Origin of the sequence: Agrobacterium sp. BT-220-3 (genome assembly GCF_025910175.1) — a bacterium.
Classification (GTDB): Bacteria; Pseudomonadota; Alphaproteobacteria; order Rhizobiales; family Rhizobiaceae; genus Agrobacterium; species Agrobacterium oryzihabitans.
Genome location: NZ_JAPAIX010000001.1, coordinates 1207907 through 1226915 on the forward strand (window position 1 = coordinate 1207907; position 19009 = coordinate 1226915).

Below are 19009 nucleotides of genomic sequence, written 5' to 3' on the forward strand. Positions count from 1 at the left end.
AGTGTTCCATGCCGCCATCTCTAGAAAATGTGGCTTGCGTGAACCTGTCCGCGAGGCCTCTTTCACGCTTCCCCGGCAGCCAGTTTCGCGCAAGCAACCTGCGGCATTATCCCGACAAAGGCGGACGTGCGCCTTGAGATCGGGATCAAACGAGAGCGGCGGTTCAGTGACTTCCACCTACACCAGCTACAGACTGATCAGTCAGGACATCGGCAAGTCGCTTGAGCGCGTGTCGAAGCAGCCCGATGTGGCGCGCGAGACCGAATATTACCGGGCAAAGATCGGCGATGTGAAATCCATCGACGATTTCATGGCCGATACCCGTCTTTACAATTATGCGCTGAAAGCCCACGGCCTCGAGGACATGGCCTATGCGAAAGCCTTCATCCGCAAGGTGTTGACGGAAGGCACGACCGACAAGAACGCTTTCGCCAACAAGCTTTCCGACAGCCGTTATGCGGATTTTGCAAAATCGCTGGATTTTGCAGGGCTTGGCGCGGCGGCGACTTCGGTTGACGCGGCCAAGTCCGGCATCATTACCAAATACACCCGCCAAACGCTTGAACAGGAAGCGGGCGACGACAATAACGGCGTCCGCCTTGCCCTTTATTTCGAACGCAAGGCGCCGACGATCAAATCGGGTCTCGACTTTCTGGCCGATGACGCGCTCGCGCAGGTTTTCCGCACCGCCTACAACCTGCCCGACGAATTTGCCGCAGCGGATGTCGAGAAACAGGCTGCCCTCATCGAAAAAACCATCAAGATCAAGGATCTGCAGGATCCCGAAAAGGTCGGCAAGCTGCTCGAGCGTTTCACCATCATGTGGGAAATGCAAAACCCCTCGACGACCTATGATCCCCTGGCCGTTTTCGGCTCCTCCAGCGGCTACGGTATTTCCCCTGATCTGCTGATCTCCATCAACTCCCTGAAACTCGGAGGCAAATGATATGCAATCCGGACTATACGTCGCCCTGTCCTCGCAGATCGCGCTGGAGCGCCGTCTCACCACCATTTCCGACAATATGGCGAATGTGAACACGGTCGGCTTTCGCGGCTCCGAAGTGAAATTCGACGAAATGGTCGCCAAGAACCACAATGACATGAATGCCAAGGTGGCGTTCGTTTCGCAGGGCAACGACTATCTCTCGACCCGTCAGGGCGCCTTCGAACAGACCGGCAATTCCTTCGATTTCGCCATCAAGGGCGATGCCTGGTTCTCGCTGGATACGCCCGATGGCCAGATATTGACACGCGACGGCCGCTTCACCATGCGCCCGGACGGCGCGCTCATCTCTTCGAGCGGTTATCCGGTTCTCGATGCCGGCGGCGGTCCCATCCAGCTCAATGCGAATGGCGGCCCGATCACCGTCGGTCTCGATGGCGCCATTCGCCAGAATGAAAACATCGTCGCCACGCTCGGCATCTTCCAGGCGGATTTCTCGCAGGGGTTCCTGCGTCATCCCAATAGCGGCGTGAAGCCCGTGGCCCAGCCGACACCTGTTGTGAACGACCACGAGGTTGGCGTCGTTCAGGGTTATCTCGAACAATCGAACGTCAACGGCATTTCGCAGATGACGCAGCTTATTCAGGTCAACCGGGCCTTTGAGAGCATTTCGTCGATGATGCGCGAAACCGAATCCACCTTCGGCGAGGGGATCAAGACGCTTGGCGGCGCGCGTTGAGGAACTGAGTAATGAAAATGCCGGAATCCATGCTCTCGGCTGGAGCCATTTCACCGAAGCTCGCCCAGCTGGCGAGCCTCGCCGGTCACTATGCCGATCCGGAATTTTCGGTGGCGCCGGGCGGGCACGTCCGCACCATTGCCGCCGGGCACTACACGGTGTCCGGTCTTTCGCGGCATGTGCGGCTCGGTGAATTCGTCGCCCATCGCAGCGCGACCGGCATTCATCTCGGTGAAGTGGTGCGCGTGGAGCCGGAGATCTGCTATGTCTGCCCCATCGAACCGGGCGAGCCTATCGGTATCCACGACACCGTCATAAGGAAGGGCGCTTTCCGCGTCGCGCCCGACGACAGCTGGTGCGGGCGCACCATCAATGCGCTTGGCGAGCCGATTGATAATCAGGGACCGCTTGCCGCCGGCATCGAGCGCCGTTCGATTTCAAACAATGCGCCGCCGTCGATGACGCGCAAGCGGGTGGAAACACCCTTTAAAACCGGCGTGCGCGCAATCGATATCTTCTCACCTCTGTGCCTCGGGCAGCGTCTCGGCATTTTCGCCGGTTCAGGTGTGGGCAAATCCACGCTGCTGTCGATGCTCGCCAAGGCCGACGCTTTCGACAAGGTGGTGATTGCGCTTGTCGGCGAACGCGGACGTGAAGTGCGCGAATTCATCGAAGATACGATGGGCGACAATATGAGCAAGTCGATCGCGGTCGTTGCGACCAGCGACGAAAGCCCGATGCTGCGCAAGATGGCCCCGCTATCCGCCGTTACCATTGCCGAACATTTTCGCGACCAGGGCGATAACGTCCTTCTCATCATCGACAGCGTAACCCGTTTCGCCCATGCGATCCGTGAAGTGGCGGTCGCCTCGGGCGAGCCGCCGGTGGCGCGCGGTTATCCCGCCTCCGTCTTCACCGAGCTGCCGCGCCTGCTGGAACGGGCGGGACCGGGCGCCGAAGGCACCGGCACCATCACCGCCATCGTCTCCATTCTGGTGGACGGCGACAATCACAACGATCCGATTGCCGATTCGACCCGTGGTATTCTGGACGGCCATATCGTGCTTGACCGCAGCCTTGCGGAAGAAGGCCGCTATCCGCCGATCAATCCTCTGGCCTCGATCTCGCGTCTTGCCAAAAAGGCCTGGACCCCGGATCAGGAAAAGCTGGTCTCGCGCCTCAAAGCGCTGGTGCACCGCTTCGAGGAAACCCGGGATTTGCGGCTGATCGGCGGTTATCGCCCGGGCACCGATCCCGATCTCGACATGGCGATCAAGCAGGTTCCGATCATCTATGAAACGCTGAAACAGCTTCCGAACGAACCGGCGGCGCAGGACGCCTACGCGGATCTGGCAACTGCGCTGCGCGGCGGAGCGCAAAATAATCAGCCGCAGGTAAATCCGAGAATGAGAGGCTGACCCGTGAAGAAGAAACAGATCGACAATGGCGATGTCGGGGACGTACGGCCGCAGCCTCCGTTTTTCACACTCGACCGCATTCTGGCATGGACGGGAATCGGACTTGCCGCCGCCGCCGCCTTCTTTCCCTGGTACGTGTTCTTCAACGAGGACAAGTTCGGAATAAAGGTCGCGAGCGGCGATCGCACGCGCGACCTGCCCCATACCGGCCCGCGTGAAGTCTTCAGCGTTTCGCCGATGGCCATGACCAACCGCAACAAGGAAGACATGCCGCCACCGGCCGAACTGCCGGATATGCTGACGACGGCAACAGTCAGCGGGAACGGCAAGGAAAAACAGAACAATCTCGCCGCCGGGCTTGAAGACCAGCCCTTCCCCGGCCAGACCTCATTCCGTCTGCTGCATGTTTCCAACGGCCGCGCGCTCATCGAGGATGGATCGGGAATGTATGTGGTGCGGGTGGGTTCGACATTGCCGGACAATGCGCGCCTGACGAAGATCGAGCAGCGCGGTGGCCAATGGCTGATAGAGACCTCTTCCGGGAAGACCTATCATCCCGAGAAATAGTCAGATCATTCAGCCTGTATTGCTGTCAGATTTGGCAATGATTTAGCATCCGCACACCGGGCTGGATGCTGGATTTAGTCCGGCATGACGGGGAGGTTTGATATCCCAAGGCGCACCGCATCTGCGGTGTGCCTTTTTCGTTTCCACGACAGCCTTCGAGATCACATTCTCCCCTTCTCCGCATCTTCGCCCTCCCCGCAAGTCTGACGCAAGATTAGCGCCGTAGGTTCGGGCCATACGAGATGGAGAAGTCTATGCAACCGATTCAACTGTTCGATCTGGCATCCCGCCAAGCGGAATGGCTGAGCGTGCGGCAGGAAGTCGTGGCGACCAACATCGCCAACGCCAACACACCGAAGTTCCGCGCCAAGGATGTCAGCCCTTTTGAAGCCGTGATGCAGGCCACCGACCAGCAGGTCGGTATGGCGAAGACCCATCCCGCCCATTTCGGTGCGAGCGCGCTCAGCGAAAACATCGCTCTGCGCGACAACCCGGTCAATAACGAGATCGGCATGCAGGAATCCGGCAATTCGGTCGCGCTTGCGGAAGAAATGACCAAGACCGGCGAGATCAAGCGGCAATATGACCTGAACGCCAATCTCGTCAAATCCTTCCATCGCATGATGCTGATGACGGTAAAGAGGTAAGCCATGGATCCCTTGAGTGCGGCCAGCAAGATCGCGGGCAGCGGCCTGGAAGTGCAGTCCACCAGACTGCGCATCGTTTCGGAAAACATTGCCAACGCAAGATCGACGGGCGACACGCCCGGTGCAGACCCCTATCGCCGCAAGACGGTTACCTTCGGCTCGGAGCTCGACCGCGCAAGCGGCGTGGAGCGCGTGACGGTGAAGAAACTCGGCGTCGACCGTGGCGACTTCGTCAACGAATACGACCCCGGCAATCCGGCCGCCGACAGCAACGGCATGGTGAAGATGCCGAACGTCAACATCCTGATCGAAATGGCTGACATGCGCGAAGCCAACCGCAGCTACGACGCCAACCTTCAGGTGATCCGCCAGACACGCGACCTCGTCGCCTCCACAATCGACCTTCTGAAGGCATCGCAATGATCGACGGTATCAAGCAAGTCAGTTCCCTTTCGCTTACCCGCGGCGCAAGCGGCGTCTCCTCGCTGACGGAAAGCCTTTTTGGCGGCCAGCAGCAGACGACACCCGCGCAGCAGACGGGCGCAAGCTTCGCCAGCGTTCTCGGCAACGTATCGATTGACGCGATGAACAATCTGAAGAAGGCGGAAGTCGCTTCCTTCGAGGGCATTCAGGGCAAGGCGAATACGCGTGAAGTGGTCGATGCCATGCTTTCGGCCGAACAATCGCTGCAGACCGCCATCGCGCTCCGCGACAAGATCGTGTCGGCCTATCTCGACATTACCAAGATGCAGATCTAGCCCAGCAGGAATATTGACATGAGAGCTCTTGCCATCGCTGCCACCGGTATGGACGCCCAGCAGACCAATCTGGAAGTCATCGCCAACAACATCGCCAATATCAACACCACCGGCTACAAGCGCGCGCGTGCGGAGTTCACCGATCTGCTCTACCAGACCGAGCGCATGCAGGGCGTGCCGAACCGGGCCAACCAGGCAATCGTGCCGGAAGGCGCCAATATCGGCCTCGGCGTACAGACATCTGCCGTGCGCAACATCCACACTCAGGGCAACCTGATCGAGACCGGCAACAAGCTCGACGTGGCGATCATCGGTCAGGGCTGGTTCCAGATCGAAGCGGCTGACGGTTCGACGCTCTACAGCCGCGCCGGCGCCTTCAACAAGAATGCCGACGGCAATCTGGTGACGGTCGATGGCTACAATGTCATTCCCAACATCAATATCCCGACCGACGCGCAGGACATCACCATCACCCGCACGGGTCAGGTGACGGCTCGTATCGGCAACGCCGCCGATTTCACGGAACTCGGCCAGCTCACCATCGCAAACTTTGCCAACGAGGCCGGCCTGAAGCCGCTCGGCGACAACCTCTTCTCCCAGACGCCGGCTTCCGGCGACGCGGTCATCGGCGTGCCCGACGATCCGAGCTACGGCTACATCAAGCAATCCTACCTTGAAGGCTCGAACGTCGACGCCGTCAAGGAAATCACCGACCTCATCACGGCGCAGCGCGCCTATGAGATGAATTCCAAGGTCATCACCACCGCTGACGAAATGGCTTCGATTGTCAGCAAGAACCTGAAGTAAGAACGGAAAGGCAGGCGAACATGAGGTTTGGCCGGAAACATAACAGCTACAGAACGGCGCTCGTCCGTATGTGCCTGGCGTCTGCCTTTTCATTGGGTGCACTGGCGCCCGCTCTTGCTCAGGCGCCGATGGCGCTGGTTCCCACGCGCACCATCTATCCCGGCGAAACGATCACGCCGGAACAGGTGAAGCCGGTGGAAGTGACCAATCCCAACATTTCCTCGGGTTATGCGACCGACATCAGCGAAGTCGAAGGCATGATCTCCAAACAGACATTGCTTCCCGGCCGCACCATCCCCGTCGCCGCACTGCGCGAACCCTCGCTGGTGGTACGCGGAACGAGCGTCAAACTCGTCTTCACGATAGGCAACATGACGCTGATGGCTTCGGGAACGCCGATGACCGACGGTTCGCTCGGCGAGGTCGTGCGCGTGCGCAATATCGATTCCGGCGTGATGGTCAGCGGCACTGTCATGAGGGACGGAACCATTCAGGTGATGGCGAAATGAGAATGCTTCGTATCATAGCCGCGGCCATTCTGATTTCGGCCCAGCCGTTCCTTTCCGTCCCCGCAGCCCATGCCGATACCTCCCGCATCAAGGATATCGCATCGCTGCAGGCCGGACGCGACAACCAGCTGATCGGATACGGTCTCGTCGTCGGTTTGCAGGGCACGGGCGACAGCCTGCGATCCTCACCCTTTACCGAACAATCCATGCGCGCGATGTTGCAGAACCTTGGCATCACCACGCAGGGCGGTCAGTCGAACGCCAAGAACATTGCCGCCGTGATGGTGACGGCCAATCTGCCGCCATTCGCAAGCCCCGGCAGCCGCGTCGACGTGACCGTCAGCTCGCTGGGCGACGCCAACTCGCTTCGCGGCGGCACGCTCATCATGACCTCGCTTTCCGGCGCGGACGGCCAGATCTATGCGGTTGCCCAGGGGGCGCTGATCGTCAACGGCTTTTCGGCCCAGGGTGACGCTGCGACACTGACGCAGGGCGTGACCACTTCCGCACGCGTGCCGAACGGCGCGATCATCGAGCGCGAACTGCCGTCCAAGTTCAAGGATTCGGTCAATCTGGTGCTTCAGCTGCGCAATCCCGATTTTTCGACTGCGGTCAGGGTCGCCGATGTCGTCAACGCCTTTGCCCGCGCCCGTTACGGCGATCCGATCGCCGAGCCGCGCGATTCGCAGGAAATCGCAGTGCAGAAACCCCGTACCGTCGATCTGACCCGCCTGATGGCGGAAATCGAGAACCTGACCGTCGAGACGGATACACCGGCAAAAGTTGTGATCAACGAACGGACGGGCACGATCGTCATCGGTGCGGATGTGCGCATTTCCCGCGTTGCCGTGAGCTACGGAACGCTGACCGTGCAGGTTACCGAATCGCCGCAGGTCATCCAGCCGGCGCCCTTCTCGCGCGGACAGACGGCCGTGCAGCCGCAGACCGATATCATGGCAATGCAGGAAGGCAGCAAGGTCGCCATCGTCGAAGGCCCAGACCTTCGCACGCTGGTTGCCGGTCTCAACAGCATCGGGCTCAAGGCGGATGGCATCATCGCCATTCTGCAAGGCATCAAATCCGCCGGCGCCCTTCAGGCGGAGCTCGTGCTGCAATGATGGAAATTCAGATCAAAAACCCGCTTTCGAATGGCCTCGTCCGCTTCGCGGCCGTCGCCTCGCTGCTGTTCCTGCTGCCGGCCGCCGGTGCTGAGAGCCAGCAGAACGTGGTCTCCGAGCTCAGCACGCAGGATGAAATCCAGAAATTCTGTACCAACATTGCCGATGCGGCCCGCGACCAGCGTTATCTCATGCAGAAGCAGGAGCTTGAAAAGCTGCAGGCGGACGTCAACGAGCGCATCTCCGTGCTGGAAGACCGCAAGGCGGAATATGAGGACTGGCTGGCGCGCCGCGAGCATTTCCTCGCCCAGGCGAAAAGCAATCTCGTCGACATCTACAAGACGATGAAGGCGGATGCCGCAGCACCCCAGCTCGAAAAGATGCATGTGGAGATTGCCGCCGCCATCATCATGCAGCTGCCGCCGCGCCAATCCGGCCTCATCCTCAGCGAGATGGATGCGCAGAAAGCCGCAACCGTCGCCGGCATCATGTCGCAGGCAACCGACAAAAACACTTCGAAGGATCCTTCATGACCCCGCGTCTTCCGGCCCTCCTCCTGCCGCTCGCCCTGCTGGCCGGCTGCCAGAACAACCAGACCCTGAAGGAAATCGGCAATGCGCCCGCGATGAGCCCGATCGGCAGCGGCCTGCAATTCAGCCAGACGCCGCAGATGGGCATGTATCCCAAGCAGCCAAAACATATGGCCAGCGGCTATTCGCTGTGGAGCGACAGCCAGGGCGCACTGTTCAAGGATCTGCGCGCGCTGAATATCGGCGACATCCTGACCGTCAATATCCAGATCAACGACAAGGCCGATTTCGACAATGAAACGGAGCGTAACCGCACGAATTCCAGCGGCTTGAACTGGAAGGCCAATGCGGAGATCCTTGGCTGGAACCCGAAGGCCGATTCCAGCATCAACTACGGTTCCGATACCGACACCCAGGCAAAGGGCAAGACCAAGCGTTCCGAAAAGCTGACACTCCTCGTGGCCGCCGTGGTGACGGGCATTCTCGAAAACGGCAACCTCATCATCAGCGGTTCGCAGGAAGTGCGCGTCAACCACGAAATCCGTATCCTGAATGTCGGCGGCATCGTGCGTCCGCAGGATGTCGATGCGCAGAACATGATCTCCTACGAGCGCATCGCCGAAGCACGCATCTCCTATGGCGGCCGCGGCCGTCTGACGGAAGTGCAGCAGCCCCCGGTCGGTCAGCAGGTCGTCGACCTGTTCTCGCCACTCTGACGCCGGTATGCGGGAGCGGGACTGACCCATGGAAAACGAACAGGCTGACAGCAAAAAGAAGTCCTCGTCGCTGGTGATGACGATCGCTGGCGTCGCGATCCTCACGCTGCTCGGCGCGGGTGGCGGCTGGTTCGTGGGCGGCATGGTCGCCCCGAAGATCGCCGGTGCCGAGACGGCCGCAAAAGCGTCGGAAGCCGCCGGTGAAAAGGGTGGCAAGGGCGGTGAGGGCATCGAGAAAATCTCGGCCGAAGCGAACGGCATCGTCCAGCTCGACCCCATCACCACCAACCTCGCTTACCCGGCGACGAACTGGGTGCGGCTGGAAGTGGCGCTGATGTTCAAGGGGCCGGTCGAGGTGGGTCTGGCGGAAGATATCCACCAGGACATCATGGCCTATGTCCGCACCGTTTCCCTGCAGCAGCTGGAAGGGCCACGCGGCTTTCAATATCTTAAGGATGACATTCAGGAACGAGTTGACCTGCGCTCTCAAGGGCGCGTATCCAAGGTCATGTTCCGGACCTTTGTCATCGAATGATTCGATTTCTTGTTACCATCGCTGTCCTCCTTGCTTTGCCGGGCCTTGCCAATGCCCAGCAATTTCCGTCCGATCTGTTCAATACGCAGATAGACGGGTCCGTCGCGGCATGGATCATCCGCACCTTCGGCCTTCTGACGGTTCTCTCCGTCGCGCCGGGTATCCTGATCATGGTCACGAGCTTTCCGCGCTTCGTGATCGCATTTTCGATCCTGCGCTCCGGCATGGGACTTGCGTCGACCCCGTCCAACATGATCCTTCTGTCGATGGCGATGTTCATGACCTTCTACGTCATGTCTCCCACCTTCGACAAAGCCTGGACGGACGGCGTGCAGCCACTTCTGCAGAACCAGATCAACGAGCAGCAGGCGGTCGAGCGCATCGCCGAACCCTTCCGCACCTTCATGAACGCCAATACGCGTGACAAGGATCTGAAGCTCTTCGTCGATATCGCCCGCGAGCGCGGGCAGGAAGTGATGACCAACAATGTCGTCGACTACCGCGTGCTGGTTCCTGCCTTCATGCTGTCGGAAATCCGGCGCGGTTTCGAGATCGGCTTCCTGATCATCCTGCCTTTCCTGGTCATCGATCTGATCGTCGCCACCATCACCATGGCCATGGGCATGATGATGCTGCCGCCCACCTCGATTTCCCTGCCGTTCAAGATCCTGTTCTTCGTGCTGATCGACGGCTGGAACCTGCTTGTCGGCAGCCTCGTCAGATCTTTCAACTGACGGCATTTGTGCCGGCCTGATACCGCTTAACCCAGCTCTTTTACCCCGCGTGCCCATGGCCGCGGGGTTTTTGCGTTTTAACGCTTTAGTTACCAGTTTTTCTGACAAATTGGTAACTATATTTCTCAATAAAAAGCTTACCATTTAAATATACGCAAAAGTAACCATAGATATTTTCGAGTATTTCTTAGTGATCAAATTAATAAATGCGCAATTCTTCGCTGCGACATTCTCTCCACACGCAGCGGGTTTGGTTTCCGAAACTAGTTATTTCTGAACCGAGTGGCATGAAGCCGAAACGTTGTGACCGGTAATACGAAGCCCGGTATGTCCCCACTCCAGTATCTCGTAAAAACAAGGGACACATCTATTATGGCAAGCATTTTGACCAACAACAACGCAATGGCCGCCCTGTCGACGCTGCGTTCGATCGCTTCCGACCTGTCCACCACGCAGGACCGTATCTCTTCCGGCCTGAAGGTTGGCTCGGCTTCGGACAACGCTGCTTACTGGTCGATCGCGACCACCATGCGTTCCGACAACAAGGCTCTCGGCGCAGTCTCCGACGCGTTGGGCATGGGCGCGGCCAAGGTTGACACCGCATCTGCCGGTATGGACGCCGCCATCAAGGTTGTGACCGACATCAAGGCAAAGGTCGTTGCCGCCAAGGAACAGGGCGTTGACAAGGCCAAGGTTCAGGAAGAAGTCACGCAGCTGCTCGACCAGCTGAAGTCGATCGGTACAAGCGCGTCTTTCAACGGTGAAAACTGGCTCGTTTCCAGCGCCAACGCCACCAAGACGGTTGTTTCCGGCTTCGTTCGTGACGCCAGCGGCAACGTTAGCGTCAAGACGACGGACTACGCTCTCGACGCCACCTCCATGCTTTACACGGAAGCTACGCCCGGCACGATCGACGCAAACTCCGGTATCCTGAACGCTACCGGTGCGACGACGACTGTCGGCGCCAAGACCTACACCCAGATCTCCGTTCTCGACATGAACGTCACCACCGACGATCTCGACAACGCCCTCTACTCCGTTGAAACCGCTCTGACGAAGATGACCAGCGCCGGCGCCAAGCTCGGTTCGCTGTCTGCCCGTATCGACCTGCAGACCGACTTCGCCGACAAGCTGTCCGACACCATCGAAAAGGGCGTTGGCCGTCTCGTTGACGCCGACATGAACGAAGAGTCCACCAAGCTGAAGGCTCTGCAGACACAGCAGCAGCTGGCAATTCAGGCTCTGTCGATCGCCAACAGCGACTCGCAGAACATCCTCTCGCTCTTCCGTTAAGAGCTGAACGTCTCATAGCCCTTCGGGGCTGGGGGATCCTTTTCTTCCCATATGCATTCGGGGGCTGACCAAATGCATTCCGGGCAGAAAGCATAAAGGTCCGAGAGGCTGAATCGGACTGAATGCATCAGATAGGCCGCATCCAGAAAATGGGTGTGGCCTTATCTGTTTTTTAAACATTTCGGGATACGCGCGCGTGCGCGCGAGAGTTGCAAATTTGATTTTTGACCATGCCGATTTTCTCCTCCCGTTTATCAATTCATTAACCAAGTTCGCGTTACCTAAGCTCATCGAAACGGCGAGCTAACGTTAAAAATCAGCCAGTTAGCAGGCATGATGCTGTGCGCCGTTCCCGGTGAAACCGGAATGTCCCTTCTTTAATCAGCCATTCAAGGGGCACACTACTATGACGAGCATTATTACGAATGTCGCAGCAATGTCTGCGCTCCAGACCCTGCGCTCCATCGGCCAGAACATGGAATCCACCCAGGCACGCGTCTCCTCCGGCCTTCGCGTTGGCGAAGCCGCTGACAACGCTGCTTACTGGTCGATCGCAACCACGATGCGCTCCGACAACATGGCGCTGTCCTCCGTTTCCGACGCTCTCGGCCTCGGCGCCGCCAAGGTAGACACCGCTTCCGCCGGTATGGAATCGGCAATCGAAGTCGTCAAGGAAATCAAGGCAAAGCTGGTTACCGCCACCGAAGAAGGCGTCGACCGCACCAAGGTTCAGGAAGAAATCGGCCAGCTCCAGAAGCAGCTCGCATCGATCGCACAGGGCGCTTCCTTCTACGGTGAAAACTGGCTCGTCGGCGTTTCGACGCTCGGTGCAGCGACCCCCGGCACGGACCCGGACAAGTCGGTCGTTGCCGGCTTCGTTCGTTCCACCGGTGGCGCCGTCAACGTCACGACCACGAAATATGCCCTCGACAACACCGCTACCGGCAACACTCTTTTTGGCTCGGTTGACTCCGCCGGTGCCCCCGATACGACCGGCATTCTCGGCACGGTCGGAACGTTCACGACCGTTACCGCTCAGTCTGTCTACACCCTGGACATCACGCAGTATGCAGCTGCAGACCGCGCCACCAATATGGCCGAAGCACTGACGCTGGTTGAAAACTCCCTGAAGGCGATGACGAGCGCCGCTGCCAAGCTAGGCTCGCTTTCCATGCGTATCGGCCTGCAGGAAGACTTCGCCTCCAAGCTGTCCGACTCCATCGACAAGGGCATCGGCCGCCTCGTGGACGCTGACATGAACGAAGAGTCCACCCGCCTCAAGGCCCTGCAGACCCAGCAGCAGCTCGGCGTTCAGGCTCTTTCGATCGCCAACAGCAACTCCGAAAGCATTCTGTCGCTCTTCCGTTAATCGAAAGCTTCAGCCGAAAAAATCAACCGCGCCGAAAGGCGCGGTTTTTGTTTGCGCGCTAATTACACTCATTTTCGAAAATTCTTGCTTAACATTTTATTAACCAAATCACCGCTAAATCGGATCATCGAAACGATTCGTTAACCAAGACGAAAAAGAGGTTAACAGGCATCACGCCGCGCAGTCGTTTCCGGCGATCCCGGAATGTCCCTTCCCATTTAGCCAGCTCAAAGGGGCAGCACCCATGACAAGTATTATGACAAACGTCGCCGCCATGTCGGCGCTTCAAACACTCCGCGCAATCAGCGGCCAGCTCGAAGAAACACAATCCCGAGTGTCTTCGGGATTGCGGGTCAAAACGGCGTCCGACAACGCCGCTTACTGGTCGATTGCCACAACCATGCGTTCTGACAACATGGCGCTCTCCGCGGTCGAGGATGCACTGGGTCTGGGTGCCGCGAAGATTGACGTTTCCTATTCCGCGATGGAAAGCGCCGTCGAAGTTGTGAAGGAAATCAAGTCGAAAATCGTTGCGGCGACCGAAGAGGGTGTCGACAAGACCAAAATCCAGGAAGAAATTGACCAGCTGAAAAAGCAGCTGGAATCGATTGCGCAAGGCGCCTCTTTCAGTGGAGAGAACTGGTTGCTGGGCACAGGCGCCAAGACCGTCGTCTCCGGCTTCGTCCGTGACGGTAGCGGTTCCGTCAGCGTTAGCAAAACCGACTACACCCTGATTGACACGACGACCGCTACAGAAACGGCCAACGTGATTTTCGGGCTAACCGGCGCACCTGCAACGGTTGACACAACAAAGGGCATCATTGGCCAGGTCGGGACAGCCTCGGGCATTTCGGTATGGGACATCGATCTTAAACTCTTCGATTCCGCGACACCGCCAGCCTATACGATTGGCAATCTGTTGACGGATGTTGAAACTGCATTTCAAGCGTTGAGCAGCGCATCTTCCGCCCTCGGCTCCATCAAGATGCGCATCGGACTGCAGGAAGACTTCATCTCGAAACTCACCGACTCCATCGACAGTGGTATCGGCCGCCTGGTGGATGCGGACATGAACGAGGAATCAACCCGCCTCAAGGCATTGCAGACACAGCAGCAGCTGGGTATCCAGTCGCTTTCCATCGCCAATACCAGCTCCGAAAATATCCTGTCGCTATTCCGTCAGTAAGCGGCGCCCGTTGGCTACGGGCGGTTTCGTCCCGCTCTGGCAGCAACAGAATATTCGGATACGGAAACCGCGCTTCGCAAGAGGCGCGGTTTTCCCGTTCGCCGAAAGCTGTCCGGCGTGCGCACAAGGGCACGCAGCTACCGCGAATGGCGTCGGTCACGGGAGATAAATTCGCACGTAAATATTTGATTTTACTGGGATAAAATGGTGCTGCTAGAGAGATTTGAACTCTCGGCCTCTCCCTTACCAAGGGAGTGCTCTACCCCTGAGCTATAGCAGCATCCGGTGCCGAAGCGTTTGCTTCAGCATCAAGCGTGGCGGCCTATTGCCATAGGTTTTTGACGAGCGCAAGTCGCAAAACGATATTCTTGATCAAGCGGGGCAAAAAAGCGTGCCCCCTGTTGAAAAAGGTATTTTTCGGATATTGCTGAATTTATGAACGAACATCATGACAAACAGGCAAAGGCAGCGGTTTCCGCGGATGCTTCCGCAGAGCCATCCGCCTTTGCGGCAAACGGCAACGCGCAGGCTGGTCCCGGCGAGAAGGCGCGCCAGCGCGAGGCGGAGCGCAAGGCGCGGGCGGCAAAGAAGCTGCGTGAAAACCTTCAGAAGCGCAAACAGCAAGTTCGTGCGCGCCGCGCCGGCGATGCGGATGAAACGATTGGCCTGCCTGCCGCAAAAACGGACGAATCATCCTCATAGAGAATTCACGAGCATAAAATTGAAACGCCGCGGAAACTCGTCTAAGGACGCGCCTTTCCGCAAGGCAGATAAAGAAAGGCGGGCGCAGGCCCGTAGGGACGCATGGATCGCATCAGAATTACGGGTGGCAACAAGCTCAACGGCATCATTCCCATCTCCGGCGCGAAAAACGCCGCCTTGCCGTTGATGATCGCATCGCTTCTGACAAGCGATACGCTGACGCTTGAAAACGTGCCGCATCTGGCTGATGTGGAGCAGCTCATCCGCATCCTCGGCAATCATGGCGTCGATATTTCCGTCAATGGCCGCCGCGAAAGCCAAGGCGAGGCCTATTCCCGCACCGTGCACTTCACGTGCCGCACCATTGTCGACACCACCGCCCCTTACGAGCTGGTTTCCAAGATGCGCGCCAGCTTCTGGGTCATCGGCCCGCTTCTGGCCCGTGAAGGCCGCGCCCGCGTTTCTCTGCCCGGCGGCTGCGCCATCGGCACGCGCCCGGTCGACCTGTTCATCGAGGGTCTTGAGGCGCTCGGCGCGACGATGGAGATCGACGGCGGCTACATCAACGCCAGTGCTCCAAAAGGTGGCCTGATCGGCGCTGTCTACACGTTCCCGAAAGTCTCTGTCGGCGCGACGCATGTGATGCTGATGGCAGCGAGCCTTGCACGGGGCACCACCGTCATCCATAACGCCGCCCGCGAACCTGAAGTGGTCGATCTGGCGCAGTGCCTGACGGCCATGGGCGCGAAGATCGAGGGTGCCGGCACCTCCACCATCACCATTGAAGGCGTCACCTCGCTCTCCGGCGCACGGCACCGGGTTCTGCCTGACCGTATCGAGACCGGCACCTATGCCATGGCCGTTGCCATGGCCGGCGGCGACGTAGTGCTGGAAGGCACGCGCGCCTCGCTGCTCGACAATGCGCTCGACACGCTGCGGCTTGCGGGCGTTGGCATCAGCGACACGGAAACCGGCCTGCGCGTCGTGCGCAACGGCAACGGCATTCAGCCGGTCGATATCGTCACCGAGCCCTTCCCCGGCTTCCCAACCGATCTGCAGGCGCAGTTCATGGCGCTGATGACCCGTTCGCAGGGCGTTTCCCACATCACCGAGACGATCTTCGAAAACCGCTTTATGCATGTGCAGGAACTGGCCCGTCTCGGCGCGAAGATTTCGCTCTCCGGACAGATGGCGCGGATCGAAGGCGTTTCCCGCCTGAAGGGTGCGCCTGTCATGGCGACCGATCTGCGCGCCTCGGTGTCGCTGGTGATCGCTGGTCTGGTGGCGGAAGGTGAGACCATGGTTTCGCGCGTCTACCACCTCGATCGCGGCTTCGAACGCCTCGAAGAAAAGCTCACCCGCTGCGGTGCACTGGTTGAACGCGTCAGCGATTAATCCCTTCATCGCCGCTCATCCGTTTCTACCCGTTGCAGAACGGGCCTCGACTGCCTATTTCCAGTAGTAAGGAATAGACATTGCGGGCCGTGGCCCGCGGAAAAGGAAAGAAACGATGAGCGGCCTGAAATTGCTCGCGCTGGATAATGAAGATCTCTCCGTCATTTCGACGCATATGCAGGACAGCGTCTTCAAGCTGAAGGATGTCTCCTTCGAGCCGAAGCACGGCCAATTTTCGCTGTCCGCCAACCGCTTCGTCTGGGAAAGCACCGAGAAAAAGAGCCTGCCGCCAGAGCGCTGCCGCAGCGTGGTTTTCCTGAAGCGGGTTTCGGCGGTGCGTTCGCACGGCATCAACCGCGACGACAAGGAACAGGTGCTTTCGCTTCTCGCCATCCGCTTCGTGCAGAATGGCGAAGGGCCGGATGGCGCTGTCGAACTGACGCTTTCGGGCGGCGGCGCAATCGCGCTCGACGTGGAATGCATCGAGGCCCAGCTGACCGATGTGAGCGGTGCCTGGGAAACGGCCGCCAAACCGCATCATCCGGATAGCGAATAAGCGCTCCACGCCACTGCAACGGTTGCCTTTCGTCACCGTTTCGATCTATGCCACATACCAGAGCCGCAATATTGCTGCGGTAAGTTCGTGCACCTCGCGGGGATCACCCGCGGGGACAATGAAAGGGTAATGGCGTGGCAATCTGGCTGGAGCGGGCATCGGCTGATTTCGAACAGAAATTCGCTGCCTTCCTGACAACCAAGAGAGAAGTTTCCGAAGACGTCAACGCGACCGTTCGCGACATCATCAACGATGTCCGCCATCGCGGCGATGCGGCCCTTGCCCATTATTCCCTGAAATTCGACGGCATCGATTTTTCCAAGGTCTCGATGCGGGTGACGGCGGATGAGATCGATGCGGCCTTTGCCGCCGTCGACAAGAGTGTGATCGAGGCGCTTGAACTCGCCGCCCGACGTATCGAAAAACACCATGCGCGGCAGATGCCGAAGGACGATATCTACGAGGACGATATCGGCGTGGGTCTCGGCTCGCGCTGGACCGCCATTGAAGCCGTTGGCCTTTATGTGCCCGGCGGCACCGCCAGCTATCCAAGCTCAGTGCTGATGAATGCCGTGCCGGCCAAGGTTGCCGGTGTCGAGCGCATCGTCATGGTCGTGCCGGCAAATGGCGGCGTGATAAACCCTGCTGTTCTTGCCGCTGCGCGCATCGCGGGCGTTGAGGAAATCTACCGCATCGGCGGCGCGCAGGCTGTCGCCGCACTTGCCTATGGCACCGAAAGCATCGCGCCGGTCGCCAAGATCGTCGGTCCCGGCAATGCCTACGTGGCGGCCGCAAAACGGCAGGTCTTCGGCACCGTCGGCATCGACATGATCGCCGGGCCTTCCGAGGTGCTTGTCATCGCCGACAGGGACAATGACCCCGACTGGCTGGCCGCCGATCTTCTTGCGCAGGCGGAGCATGACCGTGGCGCGCAATCCATCCTGATCACCGACAATGCCGAACTCGGCAAGGCGGTGGAAGCGGCAGTGGAGCGTCAGTTGAAACGCCTGTCACGCGCCGAGACGGCGGCGGCAAGCTGGGCCGATTTCGGCGCGATCATTCTGGTCGACAAGCTCACCGACGCGATCCCGCTGGCCAACCGCATCGCCGCCGAGCATCTGGAACTTGCCGTCGATGACCCGGATGCGCTGATGGCCCACATCCGCAATGCAGGCGCGATCTTCGTCGGACGCCATACGCCTGAGGTGATCGGCGATTATGTCGGCGGTTCCAACCACGTTCTGCCGACGGCACGCTCGGCGCGCTTCTCCTCCGGCCTTTCGGTGCTGGATTTCGTCAAGCGCACCTCGATCCTGCGCCTCGGTCCCGAGCAGCTGCGGCAGCTTGCGCCGGCAGCGATCACCCTTGCCCGTTCGGAAGGGCTGGACGCGCATGCGCGGTCCGTCTCCATTCGCCTCAACCCGGAAAGTTAAGAGATGGCTTCAGGCGATTTCCGGCTCTGCGATGTGGTTCTGGACGATAGCATCGGCCGGTCCACGCCCGACGTGGAGCATGAACGCGCCGTCGCCATCTTCGATCTGATCGAGGAAAACACGTTCGAACCGTTCGGCCATGAAGGCGGTCCATACCGGCTGCATATATCGCTGGTCGACGCCAAGCTGGTTTTCTCGATCAAAACCGAAGACGAAAAGGATGTCTCGACCCATATCCTGTCGCTGACGCCGTTCCGCCGCATCATCAAGGATTATTTCCTGATCTGCGAAAGCTACTACGAGGCGATACGCTCCTCCACGCCCAGCCAGATCGAGGCGATCGACATGGGCCGGCGGGGTATTCACAATGACGGGTCGCAGACACTGATGGACCGGCTTTCCGGCAAGATCAAAGTGGACTTCGACACGGCGCGCCGCCTCTTCACCCTTGTCTGCGTGCTTTATTGGCGGGGTTAGAGATGAGCGATCCTGCCGCAGCGCCAAATGAAGGAAGAGCGCCCAAATCGGTTCTCTTCATGTGCGGCATGAACTCCATCCGTTCTCCCATGGCCGAGGTCATCGCCAAACGGCTGGTGGCGCCCGGCATCTATATACAGTCGGCCGGTGTGAGGGCGGGAGAGCGCGATCCCTTCGTGGATGCGGTGCTGGAAGAACAGGGTTTCTCGCTCGGCAAGCACAAGCCGCGCACTCTGGACGAGATCGAGGATGATTTTTTCGATCTGATCATTACATTAACACCCGAAGCCCATCACGCAGCCTTGGAACTGACCCGCTCGAATTCGCTCGATGTGGTCTATTGGCCGACCATGGACCCGACGGTGATCACCGGCACGCGCGAGCAGATTCTCGACGCCTATCGCGAGGTGCGGGACCATCTGGCAAAGCTGATCTCGGAACGACTGCCGAGGCGGCAGCAGCCGGTGGCGGATACGCTTTCAAAAGACTGAAAACTGCCTCGGCCTGTTAAAATCAATCGCGATTTTCAAGCCGATGCTTTAGAGGTTCACAAATGTGCCGGGATTGTGTAGTTTCC

Annotated in this window: 23 protein-coding genes and 1 tRNA gene; 23 read left to right on the forward strand and 1 reads right to left on the reverse strand. The window is 59.1% G+C overall.

Annotated features, from left to right (window positions below; genetic code table 11):
• Positions 1 to 166 precede the first annotated feature (166 nt).
• The 17 genes from OK142_RS06105 to OK142_RS06185 all read left to right on the forward strand — a co-directional run bounded on the left by OK142_RS06105 (position 167) and on the right by OK142_RS06185 (position 13869).
• Positions 167 to 946, forward strand: a complete 780-nt coding sequence (locus OK142_RS06105; protein WP_137038569.1) for a DUF1217 domain-containing protein — start codon at positions 167 to 169, stop codon at positions 944 to 946.
• 1 nt (position 947) lies between these two features.
• On the forward strand, positions 948 to 1682 hold the full coding sequence (gene flgF / locus OK142_RS06110; RefSeq protein ID WP_003493857.1) for a flagellar basal-body rod protein FlgF: 735 nt from the start codon (positions 948 to 950) through the stop codon (positions 1680 to 1682).
• An 11-nt stretch (positions 1683 to 1693) separates the two neighbouring features.
• Positions 1694 to 3100: a flagellar protein export ATPase FliI gene (gene fliI / locus OK142_RS06115; RefSeq protein ID WP_003493855.1), complete on the forward strand. Its 1407-nt coding sequence runs from the start codon at positions 1694 to 1696 to the stop codon at positions 3098 to 3100.
• A 3-nt stretch (positions 3101 to 3103) separates the two neighbouring features.
• Complete coding sequence (locus OK142_RS06120) at positions 3104 to 3667, forward strand: hypothetical protein (protein WP_137037110.1); 564 nt, start codon at positions 3104 to 3106, stop codon at positions 3665 to 3667.
• A 254-nt stretch (positions 3668 to 3921) separates the two neighbouring features.
• Complete coding sequence (gene flgB, locus OK142_RS06125) at positions 3922 to 4314, forward strand: flagellar basal body rod protein FlgB (protein ID WP_003493850.1); 393 nt, start codon at positions 3922 to 3924, stop codon at positions 4312 to 4314.
• A gap of 3 nt (positions 4315 to 4317) precedes the next feature.
• Entirely contained in the window at positions 4318 to 4737 is a 420-nt protein-coding gene (flgC, locus tag OK142_RS06130) for a flagellar basal body rod protein FlgC (protein WP_003493849.1), read from the forward strand.
• On the forward strand, positions 4734 to 5072 hold the full coding sequence (gene fliE, locus OK142_RS06135) for a flagellar hook-basal body complex protein FliE (RefSeq protein WP_003493846.1): 339 nt from the start codon (positions 4734 to 4736) through the stop codon (positions 5070 to 5072). The genes flgC and fliE overlap by 4 nt, the downstream gene beginning before the upstream one ends.
• An 18-nt stretch (positions 5073 to 5090) precedes the next feature.
• Complete coding sequence (flgG, locus tag OK142_RS06140) at positions 5091 to 5879, forward strand: flagellar basal-body rod protein FlgG (RefSeq protein WP_003493845.1); 789 nt, start codon at positions 5091 to 5093, stop codon at positions 5877 to 5879.
• Between the two features lie 20 nt (positions 5880 to 5899).
• Positions 5900 to 6388 (forward strand): flagellar basal body P-ring formation chaperone FlgA, encoded by a 489-nt coding sequence (gene flgA / locus OK142_RS06145; RefSeq protein WP_080600153.1) that lies wholly within the window; start codon positions 5900 to 5902, stop codon positions 6386 to 6388.
• A 2-nt stretch (positions 6389 to 6390) separates the two neighbouring features.
• Positions 6391 to 7506: a flagellar basal body P-ring protein FlgI gene (locus tag OK142_RS06150; RefSeq protein WP_003493841.1), complete on the forward strand. Its 1116-nt coding sequence runs from the start codon at positions 6391 to 6393 to the stop codon at positions 7504 to 7506.
• Positions 7503 to 8039 (forward strand): MotE family protein, encoded by a 537-nt coding sequence (locus tag OK142_RS06155; RefSeq protein ID WP_137037109.1) that lies wholly within the window; start codon positions 7503 to 7505, stop codon positions 8037 to 8039. The genes OK142_RS06150 and OK142_RS06155 overlap by 4 nt, the downstream gene beginning before the upstream one ends.
• Entirely contained in the window at positions 8036 to 8752 is a 717-nt protein-coding gene (gene flgH / locus OK142_RS06160) for a flagellar basal body L-ring protein FlgH (protein ID WP_313611178.1), read from the forward strand. The genes OK142_RS06155 and flgH overlap by 4 nt, the downstream gene beginning before the upstream one ends.
• A 28-nt stretch (positions 8753 to 8780) precedes the next feature.
• Positions 8781 to 9287, forward strand: a complete 507-nt coding sequence (locus OK142_RS06165; protein ID WP_003493835.1) for a flagellar basal body-associated FliL family protein — start codon at positions 8781 to 8783, stop codon at positions 9285 to 9287.
• Positions 9284 to 10021, forward strand: coding sequence for a flagellar type III secretion system pore protein FliP (fliP, locus tag OK142_RS06170; RefSeq protein ID WP_003493833.1), 738 nt, complete (start codon positions 9284 to 9286; stop codon positions 10019 to 10021). Before OK142_RS06165 ends, fliP begins: the two co-directional genes overlap by 4 nt.
• 372 nt (positions 10022 to 10393) lie before the next feature.
• Positions 10394 to 11314 (forward strand): flagellin N-terminal helical domain-containing protein, encoded by a 921-nt coding sequence (locus OK142_RS06175; protein WP_020010418.1) that lies wholly within the window; start codon positions 10394 to 10396, stop codon positions 11312 to 11314.
• Between the two features lie 406 nt (positions 11315 to 11720).
• Complete coding sequence (locus OK142_RS06180) at positions 11721 to 12683, forward strand: flagellin N-terminal helical domain-containing protein (protein ID WP_498681625.1); 963 nt, start codon at positions 11721 to 11723, stop codon at positions 12681 to 12683.
• A 244-nt stretch (positions 12684 to 12927) separates the two neighbouring features.
• Positions 12928 to 13869, forward strand: coding sequence for a flagellin N-terminal helical domain-containing protein (locus OK142_RS06185; protein ID WP_498681627.1), 942 nt, complete (start codon positions 12928 to 12930; stop codon positions 13867 to 13869).
• Positions 13870 to 14074: 205 nt separating this feature from the next.
• On the opposite strand, the gene OK142_RS06190 is transcribed toward OK142_RS06185, so the two are convergent.
• Positions 14075 to 14149 (reverse strand) — tRNA-Thr (locus OK142_RS06190).
• A gap of 155 nt (positions 14150 to 14304) precedes the next feature.
• Here OK142_RS06190 and OK142_RS06195 point away from each other — a divergent pair.
• The 6 genes from OK142_RS06195 to OK142_RS06220 all read left to right on the forward strand — a co-directional run bounded on the left by OK142_RS06195 (position 14305) and on the right by OK142_RS06220 (position 18923).
• The gene (locus OK142_RS06195; protein ID WP_082183718.1) at positions 14305 to 14571 is read left to right on the forward strand and encodes a hypothetical protein; all 267 of its coding nucleotides are present in this window, start codon (positions 14305 to 14307) and stop codon (positions 14569 to 14571) included.
• Between the two features lie 102 nt (positions 14572 to 14673).
• Entirely contained in the window at positions 14674 to 15966 is a 1293-nt protein-coding gene (murA, locus tag OK142_RS06200; RefSeq protein WP_137037081.1) for a UDP-N-acetylglucosamine 1-carboxyvinyltransferase, read from the forward strand.
• A gap of 115 nt (positions 15967 to 16081) precedes the next feature.
• Complete coding sequence (locus OK142_RS06205; protein ID WP_313607304.1) at positions 16082 to 16522, forward strand: DUF2948 family protein; 441 nt, start codon at positions 16082 to 16084, stop codon at positions 16520 to 16522.
• Positions 16523 to 16656: 134 nt separating this feature from the next.
• A complete protein-coding gene (gene hisD, locus OK142_RS06210) occupies positions 16657 to 17955 on the forward strand; it encodes a histidinol dehydrogenase (RefSeq protein ID WP_498681628.1) in 1299 nt (432 codons plus the stop codon).
• Positions 17956 to 17958: 3 nt separating this feature from the next.
• Positions 17959 to 18432 carry a UPF0262 family protein gene (locus OK142_RS06215; RefSeq protein WP_003493818.1) on the forward strand — a complete coding sequence of 158 codons (474 nt, stop codon included), beginning with the start codon at positions 17959 to 17961 and terminating at the stop codon, positions 18430 to 18432.
• Between the two features lie 2 nt (positions 18433 to 18434).
• Positions 18435 to 18923: an arsenate-mycothiol transferase ArsC gene (locus OK142_RS06220; RefSeq protein WP_003493816.1), complete on the forward strand. Its 489-nt coding sequence runs from the start codon at positions 18435 to 18437 to the stop codon at positions 18921 to 18923.
• Positions 18924 to 19009: the final 86 nt, after the last annotated feature.